Below are 25,719 nucleotides of genomic sequence, written 5' to 3'. Positions count from 1 at the left end.
AGTTTTTTGAAGCAAGAAAAATATAAGAGTGAATAAGAAGGGAGAAAAGAACAATGTTCATAAGTAGAGTAACTGATGTATTACAAATAAAATATCCAATTATTCAAGCGGGAATGGCAGGTGCCATTACAACACCAGAACTCGTCGCGGCTGTATGTAATAGCGGTGGGTTGGGTACACTTGGGGCCGGTTATATGAGCCCGGAACAAATTCGTCAAGCGATTGATAAGATACGAGAGTTAACAGATAAGCCATTTGCAGTCAATTTGTTACTGACGAAGGAAATGCAAATTGAGGAAGATAAAGTAGACGCAGCTAGAAGTTTATTAGAGCCGGTACGAAAAGAATTATGTATAGATGAGCAGAATGAACCTTTGCAACTCCCGAAAAGTTATAAAGAGCAACTGCAAGTATTAATAGAAGAAAAAGTACCAGTCGTCAGCTTTGCATTTCACACTTTAGAACGAAAGGAGATTGCATTACTGAAGAAAGAGGGCATCAAGATAATTGGAACAGCTACAAATGTAGCTGAAGCAAAGGTGCTTGCTGAATTAGAAGTAGATGTAATTGTTGGGCAAGGTAGCGAAGCTGGAGGTCACCGTGGAACTTTTATTGGGAAAGAACAAGAATCTATGATTGGCACATTTGCACTCATTCCACAAATGGTAGCCGCAGTATCAAACATCCCAATTGTAGCGGCAGGCGGAATTATGAATGGACAAGGTGTTGTTGCAGCTTATGCATTAGGAGCAGAAGGTGTTCAAATGGGGACTGCATTTTTAACAAGTGAAGAAAGTATTACACATGATGTACATAAAAAAGCGGTATTGCAGAGTACAGATACAAGTACAGTTGTAACGAGAGCATTTTCTGGAAAGTATGCAAGGGGAATTCGAAATTCATTTATAGAGCAGCATAAAGAAAAAGAAGAACGACTTCCAATGTACCCAGTTCAAAATATATTAACTTCTAAAATTCGTCAAGAAGCTGCGAAGCAAAATAAGGGAGAGTATATGTCACTTTGGGCTGGACAAGCTTCTTCATTAGCAAGAGAAGAATCGGCAGAGCAAATTATTGAGCGAGTGATGGCAGAAGTAAAAGAAACCGTAGAAAAATTACAAAGTGTATATACAAAAAAATCGCTTGAATAATTCAAGCGATCGTTTTGTTAATTTGCTTTATAAAATTGCTGGATGGCTTCGTCGATATATACCCAGCCTTTCCATCCTAAGTGCATATGATCTTTTAAGAAGTATTTATCATACTCATGGTTCGAGAAGTCAGCGATTGGATAGCCAGCTTGTGTAATTTGCTCATTGACTTTCTTGTAATATAATTCGCGTCGTTCTTTTGGGAAGCCAGCATAATCATACCAAGGGCCTTTGACAGGAACAGAGATGAAGAGTGGTTTTGCACCTGATTGTTTTAATAAATCAAGTACAATTTGTAAATCTTCATATTCTGGAGATTGGTCATACGCATCATTTTTTAAATAACCTTGTCGTTGCTTCAATTTCTTTTTAATTTTGCTATTGAAATAATCATCTTCGATACCATATTCATTTGATTTTGATTCTAATTTTCCAGTTTGATCTGCATGTTTACGCGTTTCATCCCGATCCATTTGTTTTAATGACGGATCGAGATTTTCTTTATGCGGTTTAATATTAAACATTGCGGTAAAGATGTCTTTACGATCTAAAATATTGCGGTAAAGATAAGCGAAAGGCTTTGCCGCAAGTGCTTTCATATTGTGCTTTGGATCATCATAGACAATACCTTCTAAAGATATTTTTAATAACGTCTCTTTCTTTACAATCTCAAAGCTTAATAAGCGTTTTGCAATTTGTTTTTTCATTTCAGGCTTTAGATCATTGTTGAAAAGAAGATGATAGCCCTGTTGTTTAGAAAAGTTAGGTGCAAAGTGTGTTTCATCAATTCCTTGTGGTACAAACCATTGTGGTGAAAGGACAAAGATCATTTTTTTATCTTTTAATTGATCCATTGTAGATGCAAAGTTTAGCACATGGACAAGGTCCTGTGTTCCGCCACGACCAATAAGGAATGGTGTGAATCCTTCGGGTTTTACTTTAAAGTAATTAGATGGATGAAAAGCATCCATTCTTGCAAATTCCGATGAACCATACATCGGAAGATATTTCGGATCTTCTAACATTTTTTGCTGTAAAGCTATACTTTGTATTTTCTCTGGTTTTAGAGAAGTTGCTGCTTCTTCTACTTTTTCATCACTTATAAGTGGAAGTAGAAAGCGCGTTGGAATAAGTAAGAATACAGCAAAAAGGGCCAATGCTAAGAGCATCGGTCCAAAAGTTGCTTTTTTCATCGGATTTCTTCCAACTTTTTAATAATCATGTTTGGTGTTGCCCACTCATCACGATCAAAATCAGAAATAGATACTTCGATATCTAGACGTTCTTGGAATTCTACTAATAAAGATACTGTAGCGAAAGAATCAAGGATACCTTCTTCAAATAATTGTACATCTTGATTTTCTTTTACAATATCATTTTCACAAACTTCTTCTAAAATATCTAATACTTGATCTTTAAATTCTGCCATTTTTAAAATCTCCTTTATATCCGAAATGTATTATGTGTAACTTCTTTGCTGTAAGAAAAGAAGTTATTCATTAAAAGTATCTGTTAAGGTGACCAGAGAAGATTAGGAAACCGAAACATACAAAATGGAATGTAATTACAATCGCAAGAACATGCATGAATTTATTATTCGGCCAAAACTTATGCTTTTTGTTTTTTCGTTCGAAAATATCAAATAAAATAAACAAAGCTGCATGATATAGGCCATAAATAATGTATTGATACACATGTTCACCTAAAATATGCCAAATTCCCATGATGAAAAAGTTTAAAAATGCGCCAATATATGAAATCGTATATCGATTTTTAATTAACTTTTTCTTTGTTGCGAAAAAGACAAAGCGCATATAAATAAAGTCACGGAACCAGAAAGATAAGCTCATGTGCCAACGGTTCCAGAAGTCTTTAATATTACGGCTGATAAACGGTTTGTTAAAGTTTTCTGGTGTTTTAATACCCATCATATAACTTACACCAATTACAAATGCGCTATAACCAGCGAAATCGAAGAATAGGTATAAACTGTAACTATACATATAAACAGCATTAGATAAAACCGTGTCTTGATTTGCAAATACTGCATCAACAAAATGTTTCTGTAGTAAATAAGCAATTATAAATTTATACAGAAACCCTTGGAAAATACGGTTCATCCCTGTGTATAGTAATTTTTGATATTCTTCAGCACTTGGTGGTTTTTGAATATCTTTTTGGAATCTTCGATAACGATCGATAGGTCCAGTTGAGATAGCAGGGAAGAATAGAACGAACTCCCAGAAATTAAAGAATGTGAGCTCCTTAATTAAATTATCACGAACTTCAAATACCATTTGTACTGCCCTAAATGTCACATAAGACATACCAAGGAAAACAATGAACTTTAGTTCAGGTACGAATGGTGCAATTTTTGCTAACACTAGTGGCAAAATTGATAAAATAACAGCCATGCAAAACATGAATGTATTATTATTTTGTTTTCGTAATAGTAAATAGCCTTTAATCAGGATATATTGCCAAATAATAAAGGCTGCTAACATCATCGCTTGCTTTGGCTTATCAGAGAAGATAATGGCAAGCATCACTAATGTTAGAACGGCATTATATTTGCGCAACATTTTACCTTTTAATCCAGCTATAATAGTAGGTATTAATAAAATGCCCACTATGGCGAAAAAATAAAATGATCCGTATGCGGTCATGCTGTAACCTCACTCAATAATTTTTTGCGATCTACCTTTCCATTTGGTGTCATTGGAATAGAAGATTGATACATGAATTTTCTTGGAATCATGTAATTTGGTAATCGCTCATTGAGTTCTTTTTTGATTGCAGATGTTAATTTGAATTCTTTTTCAAACGAATGCTCTCCTGGAACAACAACCGCTAATAAGTAATCGTACTTCTCACCTTTTTTAATTGGAATGATGACAGCTCCTTCTACGTAAGAGCAGCCACGAAGGTGATGTTCAATTTCTTCTAATTCCATTCGATAACCATGTAATTTAATTTGGAAATCAAGACGACCATTATAGAAAAGAAGACCATTTTCTACATAGCCAGCATCCCCCGTTTTGTAGGCACGTTCACCATCAATAATTGTGAATGCTTTTTCTGTTAATTCAGGGCTTCCTAAGTACCCAACACTTACGCTTGGGCCAACAATTACGATTTCACCTTTTTCACCATCGGGTGCGATCGTACCATCTTCTTTCATAATAAGAATGCGGCAATCAGATTTACAATAGCCAACTGGAAGTGATTGATATGTATCAACAACTTCTTTTGTTACATGAATGCCTGTGACAGCTACAGTAGCTTCTGTTGGACCGTACGTATTCATAATTGTTGCTTTCGGGAACCGCTCAATTAGTTTTCTTGCTACGTCATTTGATAATACTTCACCGCAGAATAAGAATGTTTTCATGTTTGGTAGCATACCTTCAGAGAAAGATGGCTCCATTAAACACATTTCTGCAAAAGAAGGTGTGGATGTCCATACTTGAACATCAGATTGTTCTAAAGAAGCAAATAAGTCTTTTGGACGTGCAATCATATCTTTATCAATTGCCCAAAGCGTACCACCTGTTACTAAAGATGGGTAAACATCCATCACAGATAAATCGAATGAGAAAGGTGCTTGGTTTAAGAATACTTGCCCCGTTTGTAAGTTGAAGTCTTGGACAGCCCATTTTGTAAAACTGCTAAGACAATTATACGTAATTTGTACACCTTTTGGATTACCTGTGCTCCCTGATGTGTAAATAATGTAGAAGTTTTCATCATCTTTTACCGCATGAGTAGGGTTTGGTGTTTCTCCTTTATGAGTAAAGAGAATATCTTTTAAGTTGTTTTCAGATATAATACGAACTGGTAAATCAGTTACTGCTACTTCAGCTGGTGATAGAAGTAATTTCGCACCAGAGTTTTCAGCAATACGCTGTACACGATCAATTGGAATAGATAAATCTACTGGAATATAAGCGTGGCCAGCTTTTACACATCCTAAAAAGCTAGTGATCATCTCTGGCTGCATATGGCCATAAACCATAATTGGTGAGCGATCATCTGCATACTCAGAAGAAATCCAATGAGCTAATGCATCAGAGTCTTCCTTTAATTGTTTGTACGTAATTTTCGCATCTCGCCAAACGAAAGCGGTTTGGTCAGGAGTTTCAATTGCCCACTTTTCGATTTGTTCTAATAACTTCATAACGTTCCCACCCTAAAATTCATTGTAAATAAATGTGCTTGTGTTTGTATCATGGAAACCATACAAATAAAGCAAAGTAAATAAAATTGCAAGGTAATAAAAAGTTTTTGCAACCCATTGTACGAGTGGTCGAGACCATATCTCTTTTAATCTTTCCATGTCTTTCCCTCTCTTATGAAATAGTAACTATATGTAGGTATCTTATCCTACTTTGTTGTGAAAAAAACAAAATTCCACATTTTAGGTAAATGTAAGAAAAAAGGCCCTTTTTTGATAGTAGCACTAAATACTAAAAAAGAAAATCCCTAACTTAGTAATTATAGTACATTCTATATGAATTTGTAATGGATTTTTTAGAAGAATAAGGGAGTAAATAAAGTGTTTTTTTTGCAAATAAATATCTTACAAGGAAATGAAGAAAGGGTAGTGAAATAAGAAATGTAATGGATGAAAAGGGGGTATCAAGAATGGCGTTAAATAAAAGGTGGCGGGCATATGTTTTAGAGGAAAATATTATAAAGTGGCGGAGGCATATTCACCAATTTCCTGAACTCTCATTTCAAGAAAAAAAAACGTCACAATTTATATATGATACATTGTGTTCATTTTCAGCTTTTGAGGTGACGAGACCGACGACATATAGTGTAATGGCAAAGAAAAAGGGAAAGAATAGCGGAAAAGTAGTAGCAATTCGTGCAGATATGGATGCTTTGCCGATACAGGAGGAGACGTTTAAATCATATGCTTCCGTTACCTCAGGAGTCATGCATGCATGCGGGCATGATGCGCATACCGCTATTTTATTAGGTACAGCCGAAGCAATAGCGAATATGAATGAAGATTGGGACGGGGAAATTCGCCTTTTATTTCAACATGCAGAAGAAGTGTATCCGGGCGGTGGACAGGAAATGGTGAAGGCTGGTGTCATGGACGGTGTGGATTATATTATTGGCTTACACGTTATGTCTGGATTAGAAACGGGAAAGATTGGGATTGTATATGGACCAATGATGGCGGCTCCTGATGTATTTACAATAGAAGTAAAAGGAAGGGGAGGCCATGCGGCTAGACCGGAAGAAACGATAGACCCAATCGCAGTTGGTGCACAAGTTATTACAAACTTACAACATATTGTATCTAGAAATACAAGCGCTTTTATGCAAAGAGTTGTTTCTGTAACACAATTTCATGGGGGAGCAGCGGATAATATTATTCCTGATGCAGCATATTTAATGGGGACAGTTCGCACTTTCGATCAAACCTTGAGAAAAGAAGCAGAGGAAAAGATTGAGCAAATTGCTAAGGGAATTATAGAGGCGCATGGTGCCGAGTATACATATACGTATCGATATGGGTATGATCCGGTCATCAATGATACGTTTATTACACAAATAGTAGAAGAAAGTGCGGTAGAGTTGTTTGGAAAAGAGGGAATCGTAAAACTTGCTCCCTCGATGGGGGGAGAAGATTTCTCAGCATATTTACGAAAAGCACCAGGCTGTTTTATCAAATTAGGAACTGGTAATGAGAAAATCAAGACTTGTTATCCTCATCATCATCCAAAATTTGATGTGGATGAATCAGCTTTAATCAATGGGGTAGAGTTATTTTTACAAACAACGATGAAATTATTAAAAACGTAAAAGAGTATGTAGAACTTGTATGTCTTTATTTACGGAGAGAAGTTTTAAAATGATTGAAGTTTCATCTTACAGCGTACAAAAAAAGGCAACTGCGATTAACGCAGTTGCTTCTATTTCTTTCCGTTAGAGAGGGCTGAGAAAGAACTATGCTCATTTGTAGTATATGAATAGTTGACGGACAAGCTTGTACTTTTTCATTATTTTTTAAAAAATAATTATTGACTTTGATAATCACTATCAATTAACCTAATAGTATAATTGATAGTGATAATTATTATCGTTTATGTGAATGGATGGGGAAAATATTTCGCCTTGGACAAAGGAATTTAAAAATAAACATATAGAATGGCAACAGAATGTAATTCATGCTGAATATGTAGATGAGAAGAAAACAAATAAAACAGAAAAGATACATAATCAAGGGAGAGAGTCAGTTGAATAAATTTGTAATGATTTTTGCAAGTATGAGTGGAAATACAGAAGAAATGGCAGATCATATTGCTGGAGCAATTCGTGAAGCAGGAAATGAGATTGAAGTAATTGATATTATGGATACACCAAAAGCTTCTATATTAGAAGAATATGATGGGATTATTTTAGGGGCATATACATGGGGAGATGGTGACCTTCCTGATGATTTCTTAGATTTCTATGATGAAATGGAAGAAATTCAATTAGCTGGTAAAAAAGCAGCGGTATTTGGGTCGTGTGATTCTGCTTATCCGAAATACGGAGCAGCTGTTGATATTTTAGAAGAAAAATTACGAGAGCGCGGTGCGGAAGTTGTAATAAAAGGGCTAAAAGTAGAATTAACGCCGGAAGATGAAGATGTAGAGAAATGCCTTCAATTTGGTTCTGAGTTTGTAAAATATCTTTCTTAATGGCGAGAGGGAGATGAAGATGGGTGCAGGGGAAAATAGCAATTAAAACAATGACAGATTATCATTTATATGATTTTATGCGTTGTCCACATAAGTTTTATTTTCGTCATATAAAAAGAAGAGAACCTTCTTCCTTTGAATGGCAACAGATGGTGCAATCGATTGTAAATCAAATTATTTGTGAGTACTACAAATCACCAATTGAACAACAAACAACAGTGCGTTTGTTACAACTATTAGAAAGACATTGGGGGAAAGTACGTATTGGAATGTTTGCTTCGAAAGCGGAATATTATATTATTCTTGCCAAGCTAACAGATCATCTATTAAAGTTTGTAAAAGGTGAAGCGAGTAAGACACCGCCTTTATTTTTATATGAAAAGCTGCAAACTTATATGGAGGAGTTAGGTATACAAATTGCATTGACTTTTGAAGTAGGCGAGTGGTCTGAAAAATCATTTGTCATCAAAAAATATGTTGTTGATGCAAATGAAGAGATGCTTACTCTTTGTAAGAAGTTAACAGCTGTTTTTAGCTATAAAGCTTTTGGTATTCTTCCAGAAAAAATTGAAATTGTTAATTTAATAGAAGGAACTAGACATAGCTATGTTCCGAAAGAGCAAGATAGGATAGATGGGATGGACGATTTATATAGAATGAAAGAAATGATACAGCAACCCGAACAGTATACAGACCGTATATTTCGTTCTGAATGTATGGGGTGTGCTTTCCGTATTGACTGTAAAGTAGACGAGGTGCAAGAGGGGACGGAACAGAAAAAAATTATATTACACTGAGGGATGCAAAATTGCATCCTTTTTGTATTGACATGAAAAGCTTTTCATTATTTACGATATATAGGTAGGGGAAACTTCATAGTGGGAGGGTTAATTCATGACAAATGAAGCGAAGGTGTTTCAATGGTTAAAAGAACAAAAAGCTCCATTCTCTATTCAATTACAAATTTTGCAGGCGTTTCAGATGTATAAATTAATTGTAGAAATGGATAAAAAATTAATGCTATATGAGGAAATGGAGAATAGGGAAAGAAGTTAATTCGTTCCCTGAAGTATCATTTGTAATTTTCTTCGATTTTTTTGTATCTCCTGTTCATTATTGGCTTCAAAGCTATGAATAAGGTTATGAAGCAACGGACTGTATTGATAAAATTGTATGACTCGTTTTAAGAAAGATGAATCATGATGAGGAGTGAGGTTACAGTATTGTTTATATATGGCATCTGTAAATTTACTACCAAAGTCATTATATAATCCAGCGAAGTCAAAGGCAGGATCTCCAATTTGAGCATCACCAAAATCGATAATACCAGCAATGCTTCTCTTCTCCTCATCAAATAAAATGTGACGGTGTGTAAAGTCAGCGTGGATTATTGTTCTTTTGAAATCAGATGCATGCGTATGTTCAAAAAAGCCCTCGAATAAATAATCAAAAGTTTCTCTTTCTAGTGATGTAAGTGTGAGAGCGAGATAATCATGTAATTTCTTTTGAATTTCTTTCCAATATGAGATAGGCTTTTCAGAAGTAAACTTCCATCTTACAGCATCTTCTATTGGGATGGTGTGTAAAGAAGCAAGAAAAGTAGCAACCTGTATAATAACTGTTTCACGCTCTTGTGTAGTCAATTTTTCTATTACTTTTGTAGTTAATGGTTTTCCATGAATGAGTTTATAGTAACTGCAAACTGGAATGGAATCTGATTTGTTGTTATATAAAGTGTTGTACTGGGGGATTTTTAGCTTTTGTACGGATTGAGAAAGTACTTCACATAGCTGTTTTTCGCGAGGTATACGCTCTGCATACTCGGATTTACGTGGGAAGCGGAAGAGCCATTCATTATTAATAATAATCGCTACATTATCCCATCCGTTCTCATTTTGTTCATAAGAGTGTATGGTGGTATTCGGTAGTGCTTGTTGTATATATTGCCTGTAAGAGTACATATGATTTTCCTCATTTCTCCTTTAGATAGGTTAACTTTATAATAACAGAATTTTCTTTTTATGTGATAATATAAGGGAAATGATATAAAGAAAGGGTATATGATGCGAAATAAAAACAAGAGAATAGTAATGATGATATTATTCGTGTGTATTTTGTTTTTAGGAATTTATAAAATGCAAGTCTTTGTGAAATTTAAATCGAAAAGTGAGTATCAAATATCTGAAGAATTAAAGAGAAAAGAAATACAACAGCTCACTTTTGATGAAAAGAAAAGAATCGGAGAGTATCTGGTAACCGCTCAATTATCGGTCTTTGCTATTCATGATAAAGAAGAGATAAAAAGGATAGGTATAGAAATATTTTCGGGAGATTATACAGGGGATGGCTATGGAGAATTAATGAGAAATTATTACCCAAATCGTTTTCAAGATTTAAAATATAAATTTGTGAATAAAGAAATACGTGAAGAATCGGATGAAAGCTTTACGTACAGTGCTACAGCTCATGTTTCAGGTATTGAGAATGGAAAAAGAGATGAAATGGGAGTGGATTATAAACTAAAGGTTGTAAAAGAAAATAATATGTTTAAGATTAAGGAGCAGCAGCAACATGTAGAATAAAATGTCCCTAAAAAGTAGGGACATTTTTTGTGTTCTCACAGTTCTTTTAGAAAAGATTGAGGATTGTTTTTCCATATAAATCTCCATCCATTAAAAGTAGACGAATATAATGAGTACGAGTAATATTGCCCCGAAAATACTAATTCCAATTAAAAAAGAAGTATTTTTATATTGAGGTGGTTTATGAACATCTTGTCTATATCCAGGTGAGATTTCAGGAGCAAACTCTTCGTCATAGTGCTGCTTTTGTTTCTTTTCATCCATAGATTTACACCTTTCTTTTTCCTTATGTTACACGTTTAAGGAGGAACTATGCATGAAGAAAAAGCCACTTTAATTAGTGGCTTTCTTGTGATGTATATTTACGTTGTACTTGAAAAAGACGAATAAGTAAGAAGGTAGCTCCAAATGCAAGCCCGATAATAAGACCAATCCAATAGCCTTTCGCTGCCCAAGAAGTATAGGTTGCCAATATATAACCGAGTGGTAGACCGATAATCCAGTAGGCAATAAGTGTCATAATGAGAGCCATATTCACATCTTTATAGCCGCGGAGTGCCCCTTGCACGGGAGTAGCGATTGCATCTGAAATTTGAAATAAAATGGCGAAAATGAGAAATTCTTTTGCCAAATCATGAACAGCAATATCTGTTGTGTAAATAGAAGCAATTTGATCGTCAAAGACAAAGAGTAGGATAGAATATAATAAGGAAAAAGCAAGTGCCAAACCAATTCCGATAAAACTATATTGTTTGGCATTTGTATAACGATTTGCTCCAACTTCAAAACCAACCGCAATTGTCATAGCCATCGCTAAACTTAAAGGTGTCATATATAAAAGTGAAGCAAAGTTCATAGCTGCTTGATGTGCAGCGATTGTTGTCGTATTAAAATTACTCATCATAAGTGTTACAGCAGCGAAAATACTCGTTTCAAAAAAGATGGCAAAGCCGATAGGTACCCCAAGTTTTAATAATTCTTTCCAACTTGACATAGAAAGTCGGTATAGGTGCCTAAATATGTTGAAAGATGCAAATGGTTCTTTTGTACGGATAATAATAATCGTAATAAGTAAAATACACCAATAGGTTGCGGTAGAAGCAATTGCTGCACCAACGCCGCCTAGTTTTGGGAAACCGAAATTTCCAAAAATAAATACGTAGTTTAAAATGACGTTAATGGGTAAGGAAAGCAATGTAATAATCATTGTTGTACGTGTTTTGCCTAGTGCATCAATAAAACTACGTAATACAGTATAGACAAATAAAGGAATGATACCAATTGCAATAATACTTAAAAATTGAGCAGCAATGTGTTCAACCTGCTCCTCTAAATGCATGCCATTTAGAATTGGTGAAACGGCAAAGAAACCGACTAAAATAACAAGTAAACTAACTCCAATTGCTAAATATACGGCTTGTATGACAATGTGAGGAACCTGATCTTTTTGTTTGGAACCAACAAGTTGAGCAATAATAGGCGTAGTAGCTATTAAAATTCCTGTTAATCCAGTACTAACGGGAATCCATATGCTTGTTCCGATTGCGACGCCAGCTAAATCAGTAGCACTTGCATGTCCTGACATTGTTGTATCAAAAAAGCTCATTGCAAATAAAGACATTTGTGTTACAAAAATCGGAAAGAATAGTAATACAAATTGTTTTATTTTTTGTAAGAATGAATGGGTTTCTTTCATAAAATCTCCTTTCCATATAAAAACAAACTCTTATTATCATACAATTTAATCAAAAAATAGAAAAGAAATACGCGTATGTTCCTGTGAAATAGAGGAAAAAAAAGATGCACTTTGGAAAAGGATAAGGTATTATGATAAGGTGTGAAAAAAGTATATATAAGGTATTAAGGAGGCACTATTTGTGGCTGATTGGTTAATTGGTTTAATCATGGGAGCTGTTGAAGGATTAACGGAGTTTTTACCGGTTTCATCAACAGGCCATATGATTTTAACAGGACATTTAATTGGATTTGAAGATGATAGAGCGAAAGTATTCGAAGTCGTCATCCAATTAGGATCGATTTTAGCAGTCGTTGTTGTATTTTGGAAACGTTTATGGTCATTAGTTGGAATTGGAAAAGTAACAGAAGGGCCATCTTTAAATTTATTACATATCATTATCGGTATGATTCCAGCAGGAGTACTTGGCGTGTTATTCCATAGTACAATTAAAAAAGTTTTATTTGGACCAGGACCTGTTGTTATTAGTTTAATCGTTGGTGGTATTTTAATGATTGTTGCTGAGAAATTTTCAAAACCAAGTACAGCAAAAACATTAGATGAAATTACGTACAAACAAGCATTTACAATAGGGATGTTCCAATGTTTAGCCCTATGGCCAGGATTTTCACGTTCTGGATCTACAATTAGTGGTGGATTACTAGCTCGTGTATCTCATACAGCAGCTGCTGAATATACATTTATTTTAGCGGTACCGATGATGGTTGCAGCGTCAGGGTTAGATTTAATTAAAAGCTGGGATGTATTAAGTTCAGCAGATATTACATTGTTTGCAACTGGCTTTATTACAGCTTTCCTTGTAGCAATGCTTGCGATTGTTTCATTCTTAAAATTATTAGCTCGTGTAAAGTTAACACCATTTGCTTATTATCGCTTTATTTTAGCAGCGGTGTTCTATTTCTTCATTATGCGATAAAAAAACTGCCATTTGGCAGTTTTTTATTTTACGATTTTTTTAATCATATCTTCCATGACATGTTCCCAAAGTGAAGTGTCATCAGCTAATGTAGCACGGAAATTCGCATACATTTCTTTCTGTTTTTCTTCGAATTGTGGGTCATCTTTTTCAGGTAACGTAGCACGCATAGAAGTTACTAATTCTTGCACTTTTGGAGCGCGTGGCCCCCATACTGCTTGTTCTTTTCCATCTTTATCAATGAAAATAAAGATTGGAATAGCACGTGCTGTTCCGTTCGTTAAATATTGATCCATTAGTTCTAAATTTTCATCACGGATAAGTAAGCTCATTTCAATATTGGACACTTCACAAATACGCTTCATAACAGGTACGCAAAGAAGTGCATCTCCGCACCAATCCGCTGTTAATACAATAACGCGCCATCCGTCATTTTGGCGCTCTTCTAAAATAGGGAGCAATTCATTTGGAATTAAAAAGTTATTATAAATATGTAGCAATTCATATTGGTTTACAGTCATGTTATTTACGTATGCATCAAAGGACATGCCTTTATCAGCCCATTGTTGTAATGTCATATGTAACACCTCTTTCGTATATTATGCTGTTATTGTATCAATTTTCATAGAGAAAAGCTTGTAATCTTACTTGTTCTTTTTCTTATCATCAGGCCATATTTTATCCAAAATGAAAAAGGCAAGAATAATAAGTAGCTCTCCTTTATTTGAAATTGTAACACTTTCCATCCAATCATCTGCCGTATGAATTGCAATCCAACTAATTGAAATTTCTATAAGAGATAACACGGAAAAGGTTATCCATTTTGCTGTGTGTGTAAGTAAGGGGGTTAATAGTACTTTGAAAAATAACGTTAAGAAATTACTAATCCAATCTAGTATAAGAATTAATACAAAAAAGAGAAGTAGTGCAGTTCGCGATGAATATTCTACACCGATAAGACGGAAAATACCGACATAGACAAAGAAAATAAATGCGCAAGCAAGAAATATAAGAATAGCAATCGTGCTGATAGTAATTATTTTATCTTTTCTACTAAAATCGGAAAAATTTTTTTCATCTGCGTCCATAATAAACCTCCAAACTGTTTTATACATATAAGGGAAATATTCTCAATTCGTTATAACAATGTATGTTTTATTAGAAAATAAAAAGGGTGCGATAAATCGCACCCTTTTGTGGCTGATGTGAGTTTCAGCATGTGAAAAAAGCAACCGATATCATTTATTTCCAAATAGATAATAAATGATACCTAATCTAGCGAATGTGTTATAAAGGATTATATTGGGAAAAAAGATGACAAAATGTAAGATATAAGGTAATATAATTAATAAAGTTTTTATTTAACTATATGAAACAAAAAGGAGATGTCATCGGTGTCTCATAATCGTGAACAATTAATGGAAAATTTATCTGCAAATGTTTTTGCTATGTTTCGTTCATTGCGTAATGATATTGGAAAAATTTTTGGAGATTACATACCATGGAATGAATTTCTCGTACTCCGTATATTAAATCGTAATGACAAAGAGATGGTTTCTCGCGTTGCGAACGAATTGCATGTGTCAAATAGTCATATTACAGCTGTTACAGAGAAGCTAATTAATAAAGGCTTCGTGACGCGTTCTCGTTCTACATCTGATCGCCGTGTTGTGTATTTAGAAATTACGGAACAAGGAAAAGAGCTAGTTGCAAAAATGGAATTTGCGAAAAAACAGTATTTACAAGAAAGATTTTCGGCTTTATCTGAAGAAGAGATGCATGTAATGATATCTATCTCAAAAAAACTGATATAAAAAGAACTATGATGAACTATGTTTAGTAGAAAAACCTTCCTTGTCTTTGGGAAGGTTTTTTATTTGCTCACTATTTTCTTCATCTCCACTGCTTATCAACTCTTACGAATCGGACTTTTATGGACAGTGAATCTCCCGCTTAACTTCTTTGTTTTTGGTAGAATTTTGAGTCTGACGCTGACTCCCTTAATATAGCAGGATGAATTGAAAAAGAATTTCATGATTTTTTAAGAAGAATGTAATGTGTACGATTGAGATTGAAAAGACATACTACCAATAGGAAAGGAGGAAGGAAGATGACAAATCGTAATGGTAGTCAAGGAAGTGGAAATCAAGGATCACCCAAAACAGGACAATTTCAACAGGAGTTTAGTTCTGAATTTGTAACAGGTAATGATAATAAAGGGAAAGAATATCGTTCGAAAAAAGGAAGTAAATCAAGAAAGGAGTGAATATATTCACTCCTTTTCTTATGAAGCAGCTGAGCTATCCGTATTATATTTATTTTCTGATTTAGATACGATCATCGCGCAGATTGCATCGCCAGAAATATTAACTGCAGTTCTTGACATATCGAGAATACGGTCAACTCCAATAATTAAGGCAATGCCCTCTACTGGAAGATTTACTTGATTTAAGACCATCGTTAACATGACAAGTCCAACGCCAGGTACACCGGCAGTTCCAATACTTGCTAATACGGCTGTTAACACAACCATAGCTAATTGAGCCATTGTAAGTTCTACCCCATATACTTGAGCGATAAAGACCGTAGCAACTCCCTGCATAATGGCAGTGCCATCCATGTTAATGGTAGCGCCAAGTGGTTGTACAAAAGAACTAATTGATTTTGAAACTCCCAGTTTTTCTTGTGCGGTTTTCATAGCAAATGGTAAAGAAGCATTAGAACTGGATGTACTGAATCCAATCGCCATAACAGGTCCAAAATGCTTGATGAAGCGAACAATGCTTTCTTTAGCGAATACTTTTAATAAGCCTCCATATACAAATACACCATGAATGATAAGTGCCAGCATAACGACAATCATATACTTGAACATTGCAGCGACGCCTGCAAGACCCATCTGGCCGACGGAAGAAGCAAGCAACCCAAATGTTCCAATTGGAGCAAGTTTCATAACGAGATTAACAAGATACATCATTAATTCGTTGCCCTGTTCAAGTAATGAGTGAATACCTTGAACTCGTTTTCCAAGAATAGCAAGCCCAAGTCCTATTAATACGGCAAAGGTAATGATTTGGAGCATATTTCCATCTGCCATAGCTTTAGCTGGATTATCAGGTACAATATTGAGAAGTGTATCCACAATAGAAGTTTCAGCTTTTGCGCCTTTATAGGAAAGATCCTCTGTTTTAAATCCCCCACCTTTACCTGGTTGAATGAAGAGTGCGAGCGCAACAGCGATAGAAATAGCGACTGCTGTAGTTGTTAGAAAAAAAGAAATTGATTTTACACCGATTCTTCCAAGCTGTTTTGGGTCTCCAAGACCAGCTGCTCCAAGCGCAATTGAGATAAATACAACTGGAACAACGAGCATTTTAATAAGTCGGATGAATAGTTGCCCGATTGGGTTAAATACATATTGGTTTAAGGGTGTGAAGATAGATGGGGCGTATAAATTTAAGGCAAGACCGACGATAAGACCGAGTGCAAGTGCAAGTAAGATTGCTTTTGTTTGCTTCAATAAAATCCCTCCTTGTTTTTTGGAAATACTTTCTATTTTATTGTACCGAAAAAGTATGTTATTTGACAATATTTTCTGAAAATTATTAATATTATTTTTTTATTTCGGATAGATATATTGTGATAGACGTTCTGTTATTCTTGTTTGCTAATATATAGAAAAATATGAATATGAACTGTATTTTAGAATAAGAAATAGACCATCTTGCTGTTGCAAGATGGTCATGGGAGGGGACAATTTATGTCAATTTAAATTAGGGATGGAAAGCTGTTCGAGACACTGGGGAATGTCTCATAATTAGGGAGGAACAGCTTTGATAGTTTTAATATAAAAGATAGATGTGGCTTCAATGTGAACTTGAAGTGAAAGATGTGGGGATTTTAAACGGATCATAGGAAAAGTAGAAAATAGGTAATGAATTAGTAGGAGATCGATTAAGGTGAATAAAAAAATAGACCATCTTGCTGTTGCAAGATGGTCATGGGAGGGGACAATTTATGTCAATTTAAATTAGGGATGGAAAGCTGTTCGAGACACTGGGGAATGTCTCATAATTAGGGAGGAACAGCTTTGATAGTTTTAATATAAAAGATAGATGTGACTTCAATGTGAATTTAAAGTGAAAGGTACGAGGATTTTTTGATGAACTTAATTTGACAGAAACACATAATAATATTTTCATCGCGGTAAAAATAGAGCAAGAATTGTGTATGAAAACTTTTTCGGAAATGCATTTCAATAGGAAAATAAAAGTTGAAATCTATAAAAAAAAGGATTATGCTCAACTATATTATGAGAGTATAAAGATTCATTCACGGGAATGAGTTCCCTCTAGAAGGTGGGAAATTGAAAAAAATATATGATTAGCGCATAAATATAGGAGTTACTTCATTAAGGGAGTTAGTGAGATGGAAGCAACAATAAAAAAAGGATTGTACAATCGTTTAATCCGATTCAGTCCGCCTCAAATTTTAGCAATGGGCTTCTTTTGTTTAATTATTGCCGGGGGAATGCTATTAAAACTACCGTTTGCGACAAAAGAATCGATTAGTTGGGTAGACGCATTTTTTACAGCAACATCGGCAGCGACGGTAACGGGTTTAGGCGTTGTAGATACGGCAAGTACGTTTACAATGTTTGGTCAAATTGTCATTATGTTATTAATTCAAACAGGTGGGCTTGGATTAATGACGATTGCTATTTTAATTGTGTGGGTATTAGGAAAGAAAATTGGATTGCGTCATCGATTATTAATTGGAGAAGCATTTAACCAAACGAATATTGGTGGTCTTGTAAAGTTAGTGAAACGTGTTTTTATTTTTTCTATTTGTATCGAATTCATAGGGGTTGTTTTTTTATCTATTCGATTTATTCCGGAATTTGGTTTTGGAAAGGGACTATATTATAGTATCTTTCACGTTATTGCGGCTTATAATAATGCTGGATTTGCTCTTTGGCCAGATAATTTAACACGCTATGTAGGAGATCCTATTATTAATATCGGGATTTGTTCTTTAATTATTATAGGTGGTTTAGGTTTTACAGTATTAATTGATATATGGTATAGCCGTAGTTTTCAGAAACTATCACTTCATTCGAAAATTATGATTGTTGGAACAGTAGCTCTTAATGTTATTGCGATTATTGTCATTTTCTTATTGGAGTATAATAATGTGAAAACATTAGGACCTTTATCTTTAAACGAAAAATTATGGGCCTCATTCTTCCAAGGAATTACCCCAAGGACTGCAGGGTTTAATACAGTTGATTATGGGGGAATGGAAGAATCGTCAATTTTATTTACGATGATTTTAATGTTTATCGGTGCAGGAAGTGTTTCAACAGGTGGGGGAATTAAGTTAACGACATTTGTTATTTTAATTACATCGGTTGTAGCCTTCTTTAGAAAGAAAGAAGACTTTATTTTATTTCGTCGTACAATTAAAATGTCGACGGTAACGAGAGCATTGGCGATTGCTGTTGCTAGCCAAATCCTTATTTTTGTAGCCGTATTTTTGCTGATGTTAACAGAGGACTTTAGTTTCATTCAATTGCTATTTGAGACGATTTCTGCATTTGGTACAGTCGGATTATCAATGGGGATTACAGCGAAGTTATCAGCTATTGGAAAATGTATTATTATGTTTGTTATGTTTTGTGGATTAATTGGTCCGTTAACACTTGTTTTTTCTCTGGCGCGGCCAGCAAAACAAAAGATCCGTTATCCATCAGAAGATGTTTTTACAGGATAAGGTATCTCGCAAAGTGCGAGATACCTTTTTTCTTTAAAAGAGTGAAAATAAGAAGCCAATAATCGCCATACGGAATAAGAGTGCAACAAGTGCAGCAATACCACCTACAATAGCAGCGATACTACCAGTTACAGTAGCACCGCGATTATAAGCGTAAATGCCAAGTAAAACAGAAACAAGACCAAAAAGTGTAGGGAATGTAAAGAGAGATAATACAGCAAGAGCAAGTGCAATAAAACCAGCAGTTGATCCTGCTGTTTTTGATTTTACTTCGTCTTTATCACTATAGTTAATATGCTGAGGAGTAACCTCTGCTGCATACTCTTCTTTATAATCCGCTTCTTCAGTTCTATGTCGTTCATCAAATTTATCAGTCAAAATAATGTCTCCTTTCATAACAAGGTTCATTAATAGTATGTATATCTTTTTCTTTTTTATCCAGTTAAGAAACAGATCGTTTTGCCATTGTTTGATTAGGCCGGATGGGAGGGGATTTATCCTGATTTTATCCCGCTATTTGCGGGCAGTAAGACTCCCACCTCAAAATTCAGAGAGAACCGAGGAAGATAGGTGGGGGANNATTAAAGTTTCACTTTATCGTATAGGTTGAAGAAAGTTGATAGTAGATTGTTGTTTTTTATAAATTGTAAAACTTGGTATGAGTTCCTCTATTTTGGAAAGTATAAAAAAGAATTAAGAGGAAAAAGGTGGTTTAACTGATGGAACATCCAATTGAAAACTTAATGAAAACAGCAATGACAAATTTAAAAGAGATGGTTGATGTGAATACAATTGTCGGAAGCCCTGTTTCAACAGCGGACGGAAAAGTTGTTTTAACTGTCTCAAAAGTTGCTTTTGGGTTTGGTGCAGGGGGAAGTGACTTTAAAGGAGAACTGTCTGTAGGGAAAAATTTGTCAGGGCAAGGACAACAAAAAGAGATGAAACAAGGGCATCCGTTTGGAGGGGGAAGTGGTGCGGGAGTTTCCATCAATCCAGTCGCGTTTTTAGTAGTAGGATCTGGTGGTGTACAAGTGTTACATTTACATAGTGGTACACACTTGATTGAAAAGGCACTTAATACAGTTCCTAGCACTGTTGATAAGTTTGTAAACGGTCATTAAAAAGTGAACTTGCATTTTTTAGGAATTATGATATATTAGGAAAAGTGTGCTTAGGGCTAATGAATATAATTGAAATGTAAATATATATAGGATTTGTGAAATAAGGGAGAGGTAGTTATGATTAACATCAAGAATTTTACTGTCGGCTTATGTATGTTAGTAAGCGGATTTGTTGTTTATGTAGTAAAAGAAAAAGCACCATTCTAAAACAGACAGATCATGATGTCTGTTTTTGTTTTGTTAAAATAAACATTGACGAATTGGTTATTAAATGTTAATATTATATTTCGTGTCTCGGTCATATCTAGTATATATTGGATATTTCTTATAAATGTAACGTGAAAAGTTTGCGAAAGATCGGGTAATTTTATCAACAACTTTTGTGAACAAACCCTAAAAGTTATATTTATAAGCTTATACACATACTAGTGTATCAAGGAACGGTCAGAGGAACCGTGTTGATGAGAGAGAGGTAGGGCTTTCATCCAGTATATGTTACTTTCCCGTTAGGTGAATATAAAAAAAGAAGTCTCCTTTTTATTTAAAAGGAGACTTCTTTTTTTTGATAGGTTACATATAGTCGACGCGCTATATTTCATTAGTCGTTATATACACCAGTTAGCATTTGACTTACGAATTGATCGTTTAATTGATCTTGGGAAGATTCATCATTTGCTTGAATATCAATTGAGGCGATGAAGTTGTTGTTTTGTTGTTCGTTTGGATACACCTCTACGTAATTGTTAAATTTACATAAACCTTTCGTGTCCATTAAATCAAATAGTTGTAACATTTCTACTACCTCTTGTCTTGTTCCTTTAATTTGTACACACGCCATGTTATTTTCCTCCTTCATTTGATAATTTATTTTTTTACAATAGGATTATGAAAGTGACATGAAAAATATGATTGTTATTTTTATACAATGTTAGTTTGTTTTCCCCCCTCTGCCATCAAAATTCGTTTTTATTTCCGTATATACGAAAATGAACATGCGTTTATTGAATACAATAGATTCGCACCATTTGACAAAAATCCTTCTTCTAAACAAATATTTTTTAGAGTGAAAAATGACGAAAAAAAATTTTTTGACATTTTGTAAACGTTAACAATGTTGATAAATCAATATAAACGAGGATATGTATAAAATTAAAATTTAAAATTTTCTAAAAATTAACTTGATTTATTTAAAAAGGAGAGTAAACTAGGAAACAATAAAAAATTCACAGAACATAGGGGGCGCTTTTAAGTGAATGAGCAATGGATTTTCTTAAATGGAGAGTTTGTTCCAAAAGACGAAGCAAAAGTTTCAGTATATGATCATGGTTATTTATATGGTGATGGGGTGTTTGAAGGGATTCGTGTCTACAGTGGCAATGTCTTCAGGCTTAAAGAACACCTTATTCGTTTATACGAGTCAGCAAAATCCATTATGTTGGAAATTCCATACACGTTAGAAGAAGTAACAAATATTGTTGTTGAAACAATTCGTCAAAATAAGCTAACGAATGGGTACATCCGTTTAGTAGTATCACGTGGAGTTGGGAATCTTGGATTAGATCCTGATTCTTGTTCGAAACCGAATGTTGTTGTAATTGCGGAACAATTATCTTTGTTTCCGGCTGAATATTATGAAAAAGGGATACCTGTTGTGACGGTTGCGACGCGTCGTAATCGCCCAGATGTATTAACACCACAAGTAAAGTCTTTGAACTATTTAAATAATATTTTAGTTCGTATTGAAGCAAAACTGGCTGGGGTACAAGAAGCGCTTATGTTAAATGAGCAAGGTTATGTTGCAGAAGGATCTGGTGATAATGTTTTCATTGTAAAAGGAAATAAATTAATTACACCACCAAGTTCTGCTGGGGCATTAGAAGGTATTACAAGAAACGCTATTTTGGAAATTGGAGAAAAGCTTGGATATGACGTAAGAGAAGAATTATTTACAAGACACGATGTATATGTAGCTGATGAAGTGTTTTTAACAGGAACTGCAGCTGAAGTAATTGCCGTTACGACAGTTGATGGAAGAACGATTGGGTCTGGAAAGACGGGTTCACATACAAATCGTCTTTTAGAAGAGTTTCGCAAGTTAGTTGTAGAAGATGGGGAGAAAATTTACGAAGAAAATAAAGTTGGATGATAGAAGTGTAATGGATTATAAATTTGTAAAGCGTTGATAGGGAGGAGTAGTTGATTGTGAAGCCTCACAGAGAGTCGGTGGTTGCTGGAAACCGATGGTTCACGTCGACGAACATCGCCCTTGAGTGCTAAGCTGAAGCGTTTGTCTAGGCTTAGACGGTAGCTCCGTTATTAGCTAGACTCATCCCCTGAGTCACTGAGGCAAGAAGTATTCTTGCAAAGAAGGGTGGTACCGCGAAATCTTTCGTCCCTTCAGCACATAGCTGGAGTGTGGACGTAGGATTTTTTTATTGCATAAAAAGTTTTTAAGGAGGGTTAAAAGAGAGATGTCTTCGAAAACGGAAGAGAAAATGGCAACCGGTGCACAGCTGTTGTTAGAGGCGTTAGGAAAAGAAGAGGTAGAAGTTATTTTTGGTTATCCTGGAGGGGCTGTTCTGCCGCTATATGATGCGATTTATGACTGTGAAATTCCTCATATTTTAACGAGGCATGAACAAGGAGCGATTCATGCAGCAGAAGGCTATGCACGGGTTACCGGAAAACCAGGTGTTGTGATTGCGACAAGCGGTCCAGGGGCAACAAATGTGATTACTGGTCTTGCAGATGCGATGATTGATTCGCTGCCGCTTGTTGTTTTCACAGGTCAAGTAGCAACAACGTTAATCGGAAGCGATGCTTTCCAGGAAGCGGATATTATGGGGCTTACGATGCCAGTAACAAAACATAATTATCAAGTGCGCAGTGCATCGGATTTACCGAGAATTATTAAAGAAGCATTTCATATTGCACAAACGGGCCGACCAGGACCAGTCGTTATTGATCTTCCTAAAAATATGGTAGTAGAAAAAGGAGAACGATGTAGTGATGTGCAGATGGATTTACCAGGGTATCAACCAAATTATGAACCGAATCCATTACAGATTAACAAATTATTAAAAGCGATTAATGTTGCGAAAAAACCGCTGATTTTAGCTGGGGCGGGTGTATTGCATGCGAAAGCCTCGCAAGAATTAACAGCTTTTGCACGAATGCATTGTATACCTGTGGTGCATACACTTCTTGGACTAGGGGGATTTCCACCAGAAGATGAATTGTTTTTAGGAATGGGAGGAATGCATGGTTCGTATACAGCGAATATGGCCTTGTATGAGTGTGATTTACTCATAAATATCGGAGCAAGGTTTGACGATCGTCTTACTGGAAATTTAGAGTATTTTGCTAAAGGCGCTACGGTTGCACATATTGATATTGATCCAGCAGAGATTGGAAAAAATGTTCCCACAGAAATTCCGATTGTGGCCAGTGCGAAACATGCTTTAGAGGCACTGCTCGAGTGTAAGGAGAGAAAAGGAAATCATAGTACATGGCTATCACTTTTAAAAAGTAGAAAAGAACAGTATCCATTCTTCTATGATCAAGATTCTGAAGAGATTAAACCGCAAGCGGCAATTGATATGTTATATGAAATCACAAAGGGAAGAGCAATTGTCACAACTGACGTTGGTCAACATCAAATGTGGGCTGCTCAATATTATCCGCTTAAAGACCCAGATAAGTGGGTGACGTCAGGCGGACTTGGTACGATGGGATTTGGTTTTCCAGCTGCTATTGGTGCACAAATTGCAAAACCAAACGAATTAGTTGTAGCAATTGTTGGTGATGCGGGCTTTCAAATGACATTACAAGAACTGAGTGTATTGAAGGAACATTCCTTGCCAGTTAAGGTTTTGATTTTAAATAATGAAGCGTTAGGGATGGTAAGGCAGTGGCAAGATGAATTTTATAACCAAAGATATTCTCATTCGTTACTCTCTTGTCAACCAGATTTTGTAGCATTAGCCCATGCATATGGCATAAAAGGGGTGCGAATTGAAAATCCGTTACTTGCGAAGGAGCAGTTACAAGAAGTAATCAATTTGCAAGAGCCAGTTGTTATTGATTGCAGAGTATTACAGTCTGAAAAAGTTATGCCGATGGTTGCTCCAGGAAAAGGGGTTCACCAAATGGAGGGGGTGAAGGAACAGTGAAAAGGATTGTTACGGCGACCGTTCGAAATCAAAGTGGGGTTTTAAATCGAATTACAGGTGTTATGACTAGAAGGCATTTTAATATTGAAAGTATTTCTGTTGGACATACAGAGTCATCCGATATTTCACGAATGACATTTGTTGTTCATGTTGAAAGTGAACAACAAGTGGAGCAGTTAATAAAACAGCTTCATAAACAAATCGATGTGTTAAAAGTATCTGATATCACAGGAGAAGCAATGATTGCAAGGGAGCTCGCTCTTATTAAAGTAGCGACAACGAGTGTATCAAGGGCAGAATTGTATAGTTTAATTGAACCGTTTCGAGCCGCTGTAATAGATGTTGGGAAGGATTCCATCGTCGTGCAAGTAACAGGTACGCAAGAAAAGGTAGAAGCATTAATTGAACTCTTACGCCCATATGGCTTAAAAGAAATTGCAAGAACAGGCGTTACTGCATTTACGCGTAGTATGAAAAAACAAGATAAACAAATTATGTTAATTCATTAATCATTTAAATATAGGGGGAGAAAGAAAATGGCAAAAGTTTATTATGAGAAAGATGTAGCGGTAAATGTATTAAAAGGGAAAAAAGTGGCGATTGTTGGATATGGTTCTCAAGGGCATGCTCATGCACAAAATTTACGCGATAATGGTTTTGATGTAGTAGTTGGATTAAGGCCAGGGAAGTCATGGGAAAAGGCGAAAGAAGATGGTTTTTCCGTATATCCAGTTGCAGAGGCAGCAAAGTTTGCTGATGTAGTCATGATTCTACTTCCAGATGAACTGCAACCGGAAGTATATGAAGCAGAAATTGAACCGAATTTACAAGCTGGAAATTCATTAGTGTTCGCACATGGGTTTAATATTCATTTTAATCAAGTTACACCACCAGAAGATGTAGATGTATTTTTAGTAGCGCCGAAAGGACCAGGACATTTAGTACGTCGCACATTTACTGAAGGCGGAGCTGTTCCAGCTTTATTTGCTGTATATCAAGATGCTACTGGAACGGCAACTGAAAAAGCACTGTCTTATGCAGATGGAATTGGAGCAACGAGGGCTGGAGTATTAGAAACTACATTTAAAGAAGAAACAGAAACAGATCTATTTGGAGAACAAGCTGTGCTTTGCGGAGGTGTTACTGCACTTGTAAAAGCAGGATTTGAAACATTAGTAGATGCTGGTTACCAGCCGGAACTTGCCTATTTTGAATGTTTGCATGAACTGAAACTTATTGTTGACCTTATGTATGAAGGTGGACTTGAAAATATGAGATATTCTGTTTCTGATACAGCACAGTGGGGAGATTTTGTATCAGGACCACGCGTTGTAACAGAACATACGAAGAAAGCGATGGGTGAAGTGTTACAAGAAATTCAAGATGGTACATTTGCAAAAGGGTGGATTGCGGAACATAAAGCAGGTAAACCACATTTTCATGCAACAAATGCTAAGGAGAATGAACATCAAATTGAAGTTGTTGGACGTAAATTACGCGACATGATGCCGTTTGTACAACCGAAAGTAAAGGTGGAGGTTAAATAAT

The 25,719-nt window shown here is 35.5% G+C and carries 29 protein-coding genes and 1 other annotated feature; of the genes, 16 read left to right on the top strand and 13 right to left on the bottom strand.

The features are described 5' to 3' along the window. Positions 1-53: 53 nt before the first annotated feature. Positions 54-1,151, top strand: a complete 1,098-nt coding sequence (locus tag CN373_RS22215) for an NAD(P)H-dependent flavin oxidoreductase (protein ID WP_098360164.1) — start codon at positions 54-56, stop codon at positions 1,149-1,151. Between the two features lie 17 nt (positions 1,152-1,168). On the opposite strand, the gene dltD is transcribed toward CN373_RS22215, so the two are convergent. The 5 genes from dltD to CN373_RS22190 form a co-directional block, all read right to left on the bottom strand. After that, positions 1,169-2,344 (bottom strand): D-alanyl-lipoteichoic acid biosynthesis protein DltD, encoded by a 1,176-nt coding sequence (dltD, locus tag CN373_RS22210; protein WP_098360163.1) that lies wholly within the window; start codon positions 2,342-2,344, stop codon positions 1,169-1,171. After that, positions 2,341-2,580 carry a D-alanine--poly(phosphoribitol) ligase subunit DltC gene (gene dltC / locus CN373_RS22205; RefSeq protein WP_000807308.1) on the bottom strand — a complete coding sequence of 80 codons (240 nt, stop codon included), beginning with the start codon at positions 2,578-2,580 and terminating at the stop codon, positions 2,341-2,343. The genes dltD and dltC overlap by 4 nt, the downstream gene beginning before the upstream one ends. A gap of 70 nt (positions 2,581-2,650) precedes the next feature. Beyond that, positions 2,651-3,817: a D-alanyl-lipoteichoic acid biosynthesis protein DltB gene (dltB, locus tag CN373_RS22200; RefSeq protein WP_000127957.1), complete on the bottom strand. Its 1,167-nt coding sequence runs from the start codon at positions 3,815-3,817 to the stop codon at positions 2,651-2,653. After that, complete coding sequence (gene dltA, locus CN373_RS22195) at positions 3,814-5,328, bottom strand: D-alanine--poly(phosphoribitol) ligase subunit DltA (RefSeq protein ID WP_098360162.1); 1,515 nt, start codon at positions 5,326-5,328, stop codon at positions 3,814-3,816. Before dltA ends, dltB begins: the two co-directional genes overlap by 4 nt. A 12-nt stretch (positions 5,329-5,340) precedes the next feature. Further along, entirely contained in the window at positions 5,341-5,487 is a 147-nt protein-coding gene (locus CN373_RS22190; RefSeq protein ID WP_000440294.1) for a teichoic acid D-Ala incorporation-associated protein DltX, read from the bottom strand. 308 nt (positions 5,488-5,795) lie between these two features. Between CN373_RS22190 and CN373_RS22185 the strand changes: the two genes are divergently transcribed. The 4 genes from CN373_RS22185 (at position 5,796) to CN373_RS25650 (ending at position 8,908) form a co-directional block, all read left to right on the top strand. Next, on the top strand, positions 5,796-6,971 hold the full coding sequence (locus tag CN373_RS22185) for a M20 metallopeptidase family protein (protein WP_098360161.1): 1,176 nt from the start codon (positions 5,796-5,798) through the stop codon (positions 6,969-6,971). Positions 6,972-7,405: 434 nt separating this feature from the next. Then, entirely contained in the window at positions 7,406-7,852 is a 447-nt protein-coding gene (locus CN373_RS22180; RefSeq protein ID WP_098360160.1) for a flavodoxin, read from the top strand. Positions 7,853-7,875: 23 nt separating this feature from the next. After that, positions 7,876-8,649 carry a hypothetical protein gene (locus tag CN373_RS22175; protein ID WP_098360159.1) on the top strand — a complete coding sequence of 258 codons (774 nt, stop codon included), beginning with the start codon at positions 7,876-7,878 and terminating at the stop codon, positions 8,647-8,649. Positions 8,650-8,746: 97 nt separating this feature from the next. After that, entirely contained in the window at positions 8,747-8,908 is a 162-nt protein-coding gene (locus CN373_RS25650; protein ID WP_000180412.1) for a hypothetical protein, read from the top strand. Here the strand turns inward: CN373_RS25650 and CN373_RS22165 are convergent. Then, positions 8,905-9,813 carry an aminoglycoside phosphotransferase family protein gene (locus CN373_RS22165; protein WP_098360158.1) on the bottom strand — a complete coding sequence of 303 codons (909 nt, stop codon included), beginning with the start codon at positions 9,811-9,813 and terminating at the stop codon, positions 8,905-8,907. The genes CN373_RS25650 and CN373_RS22165 overlap by 4 nt on opposite strands. A gap of 129 nt (positions 9,814-9,942) precedes the next feature. On the opposite strand from CN373_RS22165, the gene CN373_RS22160 reads away from it, so the two are divergent. Further along, entirely contained in the window at positions 9,943-10,434 is a 492-nt protein-coding gene (locus tag CN373_RS22160) for a biotin transporter BioY (protein WP_240519121.1), read from the top strand. A gap of 90 nt (positions 10,435-10,524) precedes the next feature. Here the strand turns inward: CN373_RS22160 and CN373_RS22155 are convergent, their stop codons facing one another. Together CN373_RS22155 and CN373_RS22150 are read right to left on the bottom strand one after the other, a co-directional pair. Next, on the bottom strand, positions 10,525-10,698 hold the full coding sequence (locus tag CN373_RS22155) for a 2-isopropylmalate synthase (RefSeq protein WP_098360157.1): 174 nt from the start codon (positions 10,696-10,698) through the stop codon (positions 10,525-10,527). 73 nt (positions 10,699-10,771) lie between these two features. Next, positions 10,772-12,130, bottom strand: a complete 1,359-nt coding sequence (locus tag CN373_RS22150; protein ID WP_098360156.1) for an MATE family efflux transporter — start codon at positions 12,128-12,130, stop codon at positions 10,772-10,774. Positions 12,131-12,311: 181 nt separating this feature from the next. Here CN373_RS22150 and uppP point away from each other — a divergent pair, with 181 nt between their 5' ends. Then, positions 12,312-13,106, top strand: a complete 795-nt coding sequence (gene uppP, locus CN373_RS22145) for a bacitracin resistance undecaprenyl-diphosphatase (protein WP_000796260.1) — start codon at positions 12,312-12,314, stop codon at positions 13,104-13,106. Between the two features lie 23 nt (positions 13,107-13,129). Here uppP and CN373_RS22140 read toward each other — a convergent pair whose 3' ends face one another. Next, positions 13,130-13,684: a thioredoxin family protein gene (locus CN373_RS22140; RefSeq protein WP_000175058.1), complete on the bottom strand. Its 555-nt coding sequence runs from the start codon at positions 13,682-13,684 to the stop codon at positions 13,130-13,132. Positions 13,685-13,750: 66 nt separating this feature from the next. Then, complete coding sequence (locus CN373_RS22135; protein ID WP_098360155.1) at positions 13,751-14,194, bottom strand: YrvL family regulatory protein; 444 nt, start codon at positions 14,192-14,194, stop codon at positions 13,751-13,753. 306 nt (positions 14,195-14,500) lie between these two features. On the opposite strand from CN373_RS22135, the gene CN373_RS22130 reads away from it, so the two are divergent. Next, positions 14,501-14,920: a MarR family winged helix-turn-helix transcriptional regulator gene (locus tag CN373_RS22130; RefSeq protein WP_000019183.1), complete on the top strand. Its 420-nt coding sequence runs from the start codon at positions 14,501-14,503 to the stop codon at positions 14,918-14,920. Between the two features lie 296 nt (positions 14,921-15,216). Continuing rightward, the gene (locus CN373_RS22125; protein ID WP_000184937.1) at positions 15,217-15,372 is read left to right on the top strand and encodes a hypothetical protein; all 156 of its coding nucleotides are present in this window, start codon (positions 15,217-15,219) and stop codon (positions 15,370-15,372) included. A gap of 18 nt (positions 15,373-15,390) precedes the next feature. Here the strand turns inward: CN373_RS22125 and CN373_RS22120 are convergent, their stop codons facing one another. After that, complete coding sequence (locus CN373_RS22120; protein WP_000814823.1) at positions 15,391-16,626, bottom strand: dicarboxylate/amino acid:cation symporter; 1,236 nt, start codon at positions 16,624-16,626, stop codon at positions 15,391-15,393. Positions 16,627-17,534: 908 nt separating this feature from the next. Here CN373_RS22120 and CN373_RS22115 point away from each other — a divergent pair. Beyond that, positions 17,535-18,878: a TrkH family potassium uptake protein gene (locus tag CN373_RS22115; RefSeq protein WP_000388432.1), complete on the top strand. Its 1,344-nt coding sequence runs from the start codon at positions 17,535-17,537 to the stop codon at positions 18,876-18,878. Positions 18,879-18,911: 33 nt separating this feature from the next. On the opposite strand, the gene CN373_RS22110 is transcribed toward CN373_RS22115, so the two are convergent. Then, positions 18,912-19,274, bottom strand: coding sequence for an imidazole glycerol phosphate synthase (locus CN373_RS22110; RefSeq protein ID WP_111901926.1), 363 nt, complete (start codon positions 19,272-19,274; stop codon positions 18,912-18,914). A gap of 323 nt (positions 19,275-19,597) precedes the next feature. On the opposite strand from CN373_RS22110, the gene ytfJ reads away from it, so the two are divergent. Both ytfJ and CN373_RS22100 read left to right on the top strand, forming a co-directional pair. Next, the gene (gene ytfJ, locus CN373_RS22105; protein WP_098360154.1) at positions 19,598-19,999 is read left to right on the top strand and encodes a GerW family sporulation protein; all 402 of its coding nucleotides are present in this window, start codon (positions 19,598-19,600) and stop codon (positions 19,997-19,999) included. Positions 20,000-20,116: 117 nt separating this feature from the next. Beyond that, positions 20,117-20,206, top strand: coding sequence for a hypothetical protein (locus tag CN373_RS22100; RefSeq protein ID WP_000608217.1), 90 nt, complete (start codon positions 20,117-20,119; stop codon positions 20,204-20,206). A gap of 391 nt (positions 20,207-20,597) precedes the next feature. Here the strand turns inward: CN373_RS22100 and CN373_RS22095 are convergent, their stop codons facing one another. Then, a complete protein-coding gene (locus CN373_RS22095; RefSeq protein ID WP_000752515.1) occupies positions 20,598-20,837 on the bottom strand; it encodes a DUF3911 family protein in 240 nt (79 codons plus the stop codon). Positions 20,838-21,248: 411 nt separating this feature from the next. Between CN373_RS22095 and ilvE the strand changes: the two genes are divergently transcribed. The 4 genes from ilvE to ilvC all read left to right on the top strand — a co-directional run bounded on the left by ilvE (position 21,249) and on the right by ilvC (position 25,718). Continuing rightward, positions 21,249-22,145 carry a branched-chain-amino-acid transaminase gene (gene ilvE, locus CN373_RS22085; RefSeq protein WP_001005478.1) on the top strand — a complete coding sequence of 299 codons (897 nt, stop codon included), beginning with the start codon at positions 21,249-21,251 and terminating at the stop codon, positions 22,143-22,145. A gap of 24 nt (positions 22,146-22,169) precedes the next feature. Then, positions 22,170-22,399 (top strand) — a binding site (T-box leader). A 71-nt stretch (positions 22,400-22,470) separates the two neighbouring features. Next, on the top strand, positions 22,471-24,171 hold the full coding sequence (gene ilvB / locus CN373_RS22080) for an acetolactate synthase large subunit (protein ID WP_098360153.1): 1,701 nt from the start codon (positions 22,471-22,473) through the stop codon (positions 24,169-24,171). Beyond that, complete coding sequence (gene ilvN / locus CN373_RS22075; protein WP_000822945.1) at positions 24,168-24,680, top strand: acetolactate synthase small subunit; 513 nt, start codon at positions 24,168-24,170, stop codon at positions 24,678-24,680. Before ilvB ends, ilvN begins: the two co-directional genes overlap by 4 nt. 27 nt (positions 24,681-24,707) lie before the next feature. Further along, complete coding sequence (gene ilvC / locus CN373_RS22070; RefSeq protein WP_098360152.1) at positions 24,708-25,718, top strand: ketol-acid reductoisomerase; 1,011 nt, start codon at positions 24,708-24,710, stop codon at positions 25,716-25,718. Position 25,719 lies beyond the last annotated feature (1 nt).

Source organism: Bacillus cereus (assembly GCF_002561295.1).
GTDB lineage: Bacteria > Bacillota > Bacilli > Bacillales > Bacillaceae_G > Bacillus_A > Bacillus_A cereus_S.
This window is presented reverse-complemented; position numbering and strand designations above follow the sequence as displayed.

Coding starts and splice junctions, on each gene's coding strand:
- CN373_RS22095 (WP_000752515.1), bottom strand. CDS start 20,837: ATGGCGTGTGTACAAATTAAAGGAACAAGACAAGAGGTAGTAGAAATG.
- ilvC (WP_098360152.1), top strand. CDS start 24,708: ATGGCAAAAGTTTATTATGAGAAAGATGTAGCGGTAAATGTATTAAAA.
- CN373_RS22150 (WP_098360156.1), bottom strand. CDS start 12,130: ATGAAAGAAACCCATTCATTCTTACAAAAAATAAAACAATTTGTATTA.
- CN373_RS22100 (WP_000608217.1), top strand. CDS start 20,117: ATGATTAACATCAAGAATTTTACTGTCGGCTTATGTATGTTAGTAAGC.
- dltA (WP_098360162.1), bottom strand. CDS start 5,328: ATGAAGTTATTAGAACAAATCGAAAAGTGGGCAATTGAAACTCCTGAC.
- ytfJ (WP_098360154.1), top strand. CDS start 19,598: ATGGAACATCCAATTGAAAACTTAATGAAAACAGCAATGACAAATTTA.
- ilvB (WP_098360153.1), top strand. CDS start 22,471: ATGTCTTCGAAAACGGAAGAGAAAATGGCAACCGGTGCACAGCTGTTG.
- CN373_RS22115 (WP_000388432.1), top strand. CDS start 17,535: ATGGAAGCAACAATAAAAAAAGGATTGTACAATCGTTTAATCCGATTC.
- CN373_RS22190 (WP_000440294.1), bottom strand. CDS start 5,487: ATGGAAAGATTAAAAGAGATATGGTCTCGACCACTCGTACAATGGGTT.
- dltB (WP_000127957.1), bottom strand. CDS start 3,817: ATGACCGCATACGGATCATTTTATTTTTTCGCCATAGTGGGCATTTTA.
- dltD (WP_098360163.1), bottom strand. CDS start 2,344: ATGAAAAAAGCAACTTTTGGACCGATGCTCTTAGCATTGGCCCTTTTT.
- CN373_RS22155 (WP_098360157.1), bottom strand. CDS start 10,698: ATGGATGAAAAGAAACAAAAGCAGCACTATGACGAAGAGTTTGCTCCT.
- CN373_RS22110 (WP_111901926.1), bottom strand. CDS start 19,274: ATGAAAGGAGACATTATTTTGACTGATAAATTTGATGAACGACATAGA.
- dltC (WP_000807308.1), bottom strand. CDS start 2,580: ATGGCAGAATTTAAAGATCAAGTATTAGATATTTTAGAAGAAGTTTGT.
- CN373_RS22125 (WP_000184937.1), top strand. CDS start 15,217: ATGACAAATCGTAATGGTAGTCAAGGAAGTGGAAATCAAGGATCACCC.
- CN373_RS22185 (WP_098360161.1), top strand. CDS start 5,796: ATGGCGTTAAATAAAAGGTGGCGGGCATATGTTTTAGAGGAAAATATT.
- CN373_RS22160 (WP_240519121.1), top strand. CDS start 9,943: ATGATGATATTATTCGTGTGTATTTTGTTTTTAGGAATTTATAAAATG.
- CN373_RS22215 (WP_098360164.1), top strand. CDS start 54: ATGTTCATAAGTAGAGTAACTGATGTATTACAAATAAAATATCCAATT.
- CN373_RS22165 (WP_098360158.1), bottom strand. CDS start 9,813: ATGTACTCTTACAGGCAATATATACAACAAGCACTACCGAATACCACC.
- CN373_RS25650 (WP_000180412.1), top strand. CDS start 8,747: ATGACAAATGAAGCGAAGGTGTTTCAATGGTTAAAAGAACAAAAAGCT.
- CN373_RS22135 (WP_098360155.1), bottom strand. CDS start 14,194: ATGGACGCAGATGAAAAAAATTTTTCCGATTTTAGTAGAAAAGATAAA.
- CN373_RS22140 (WP_000175058.1), bottom strand. CDS start 13,684: ATGACATTACAACAATGGGCTGATAAAGGCATGTCCTTTGATGCATAC.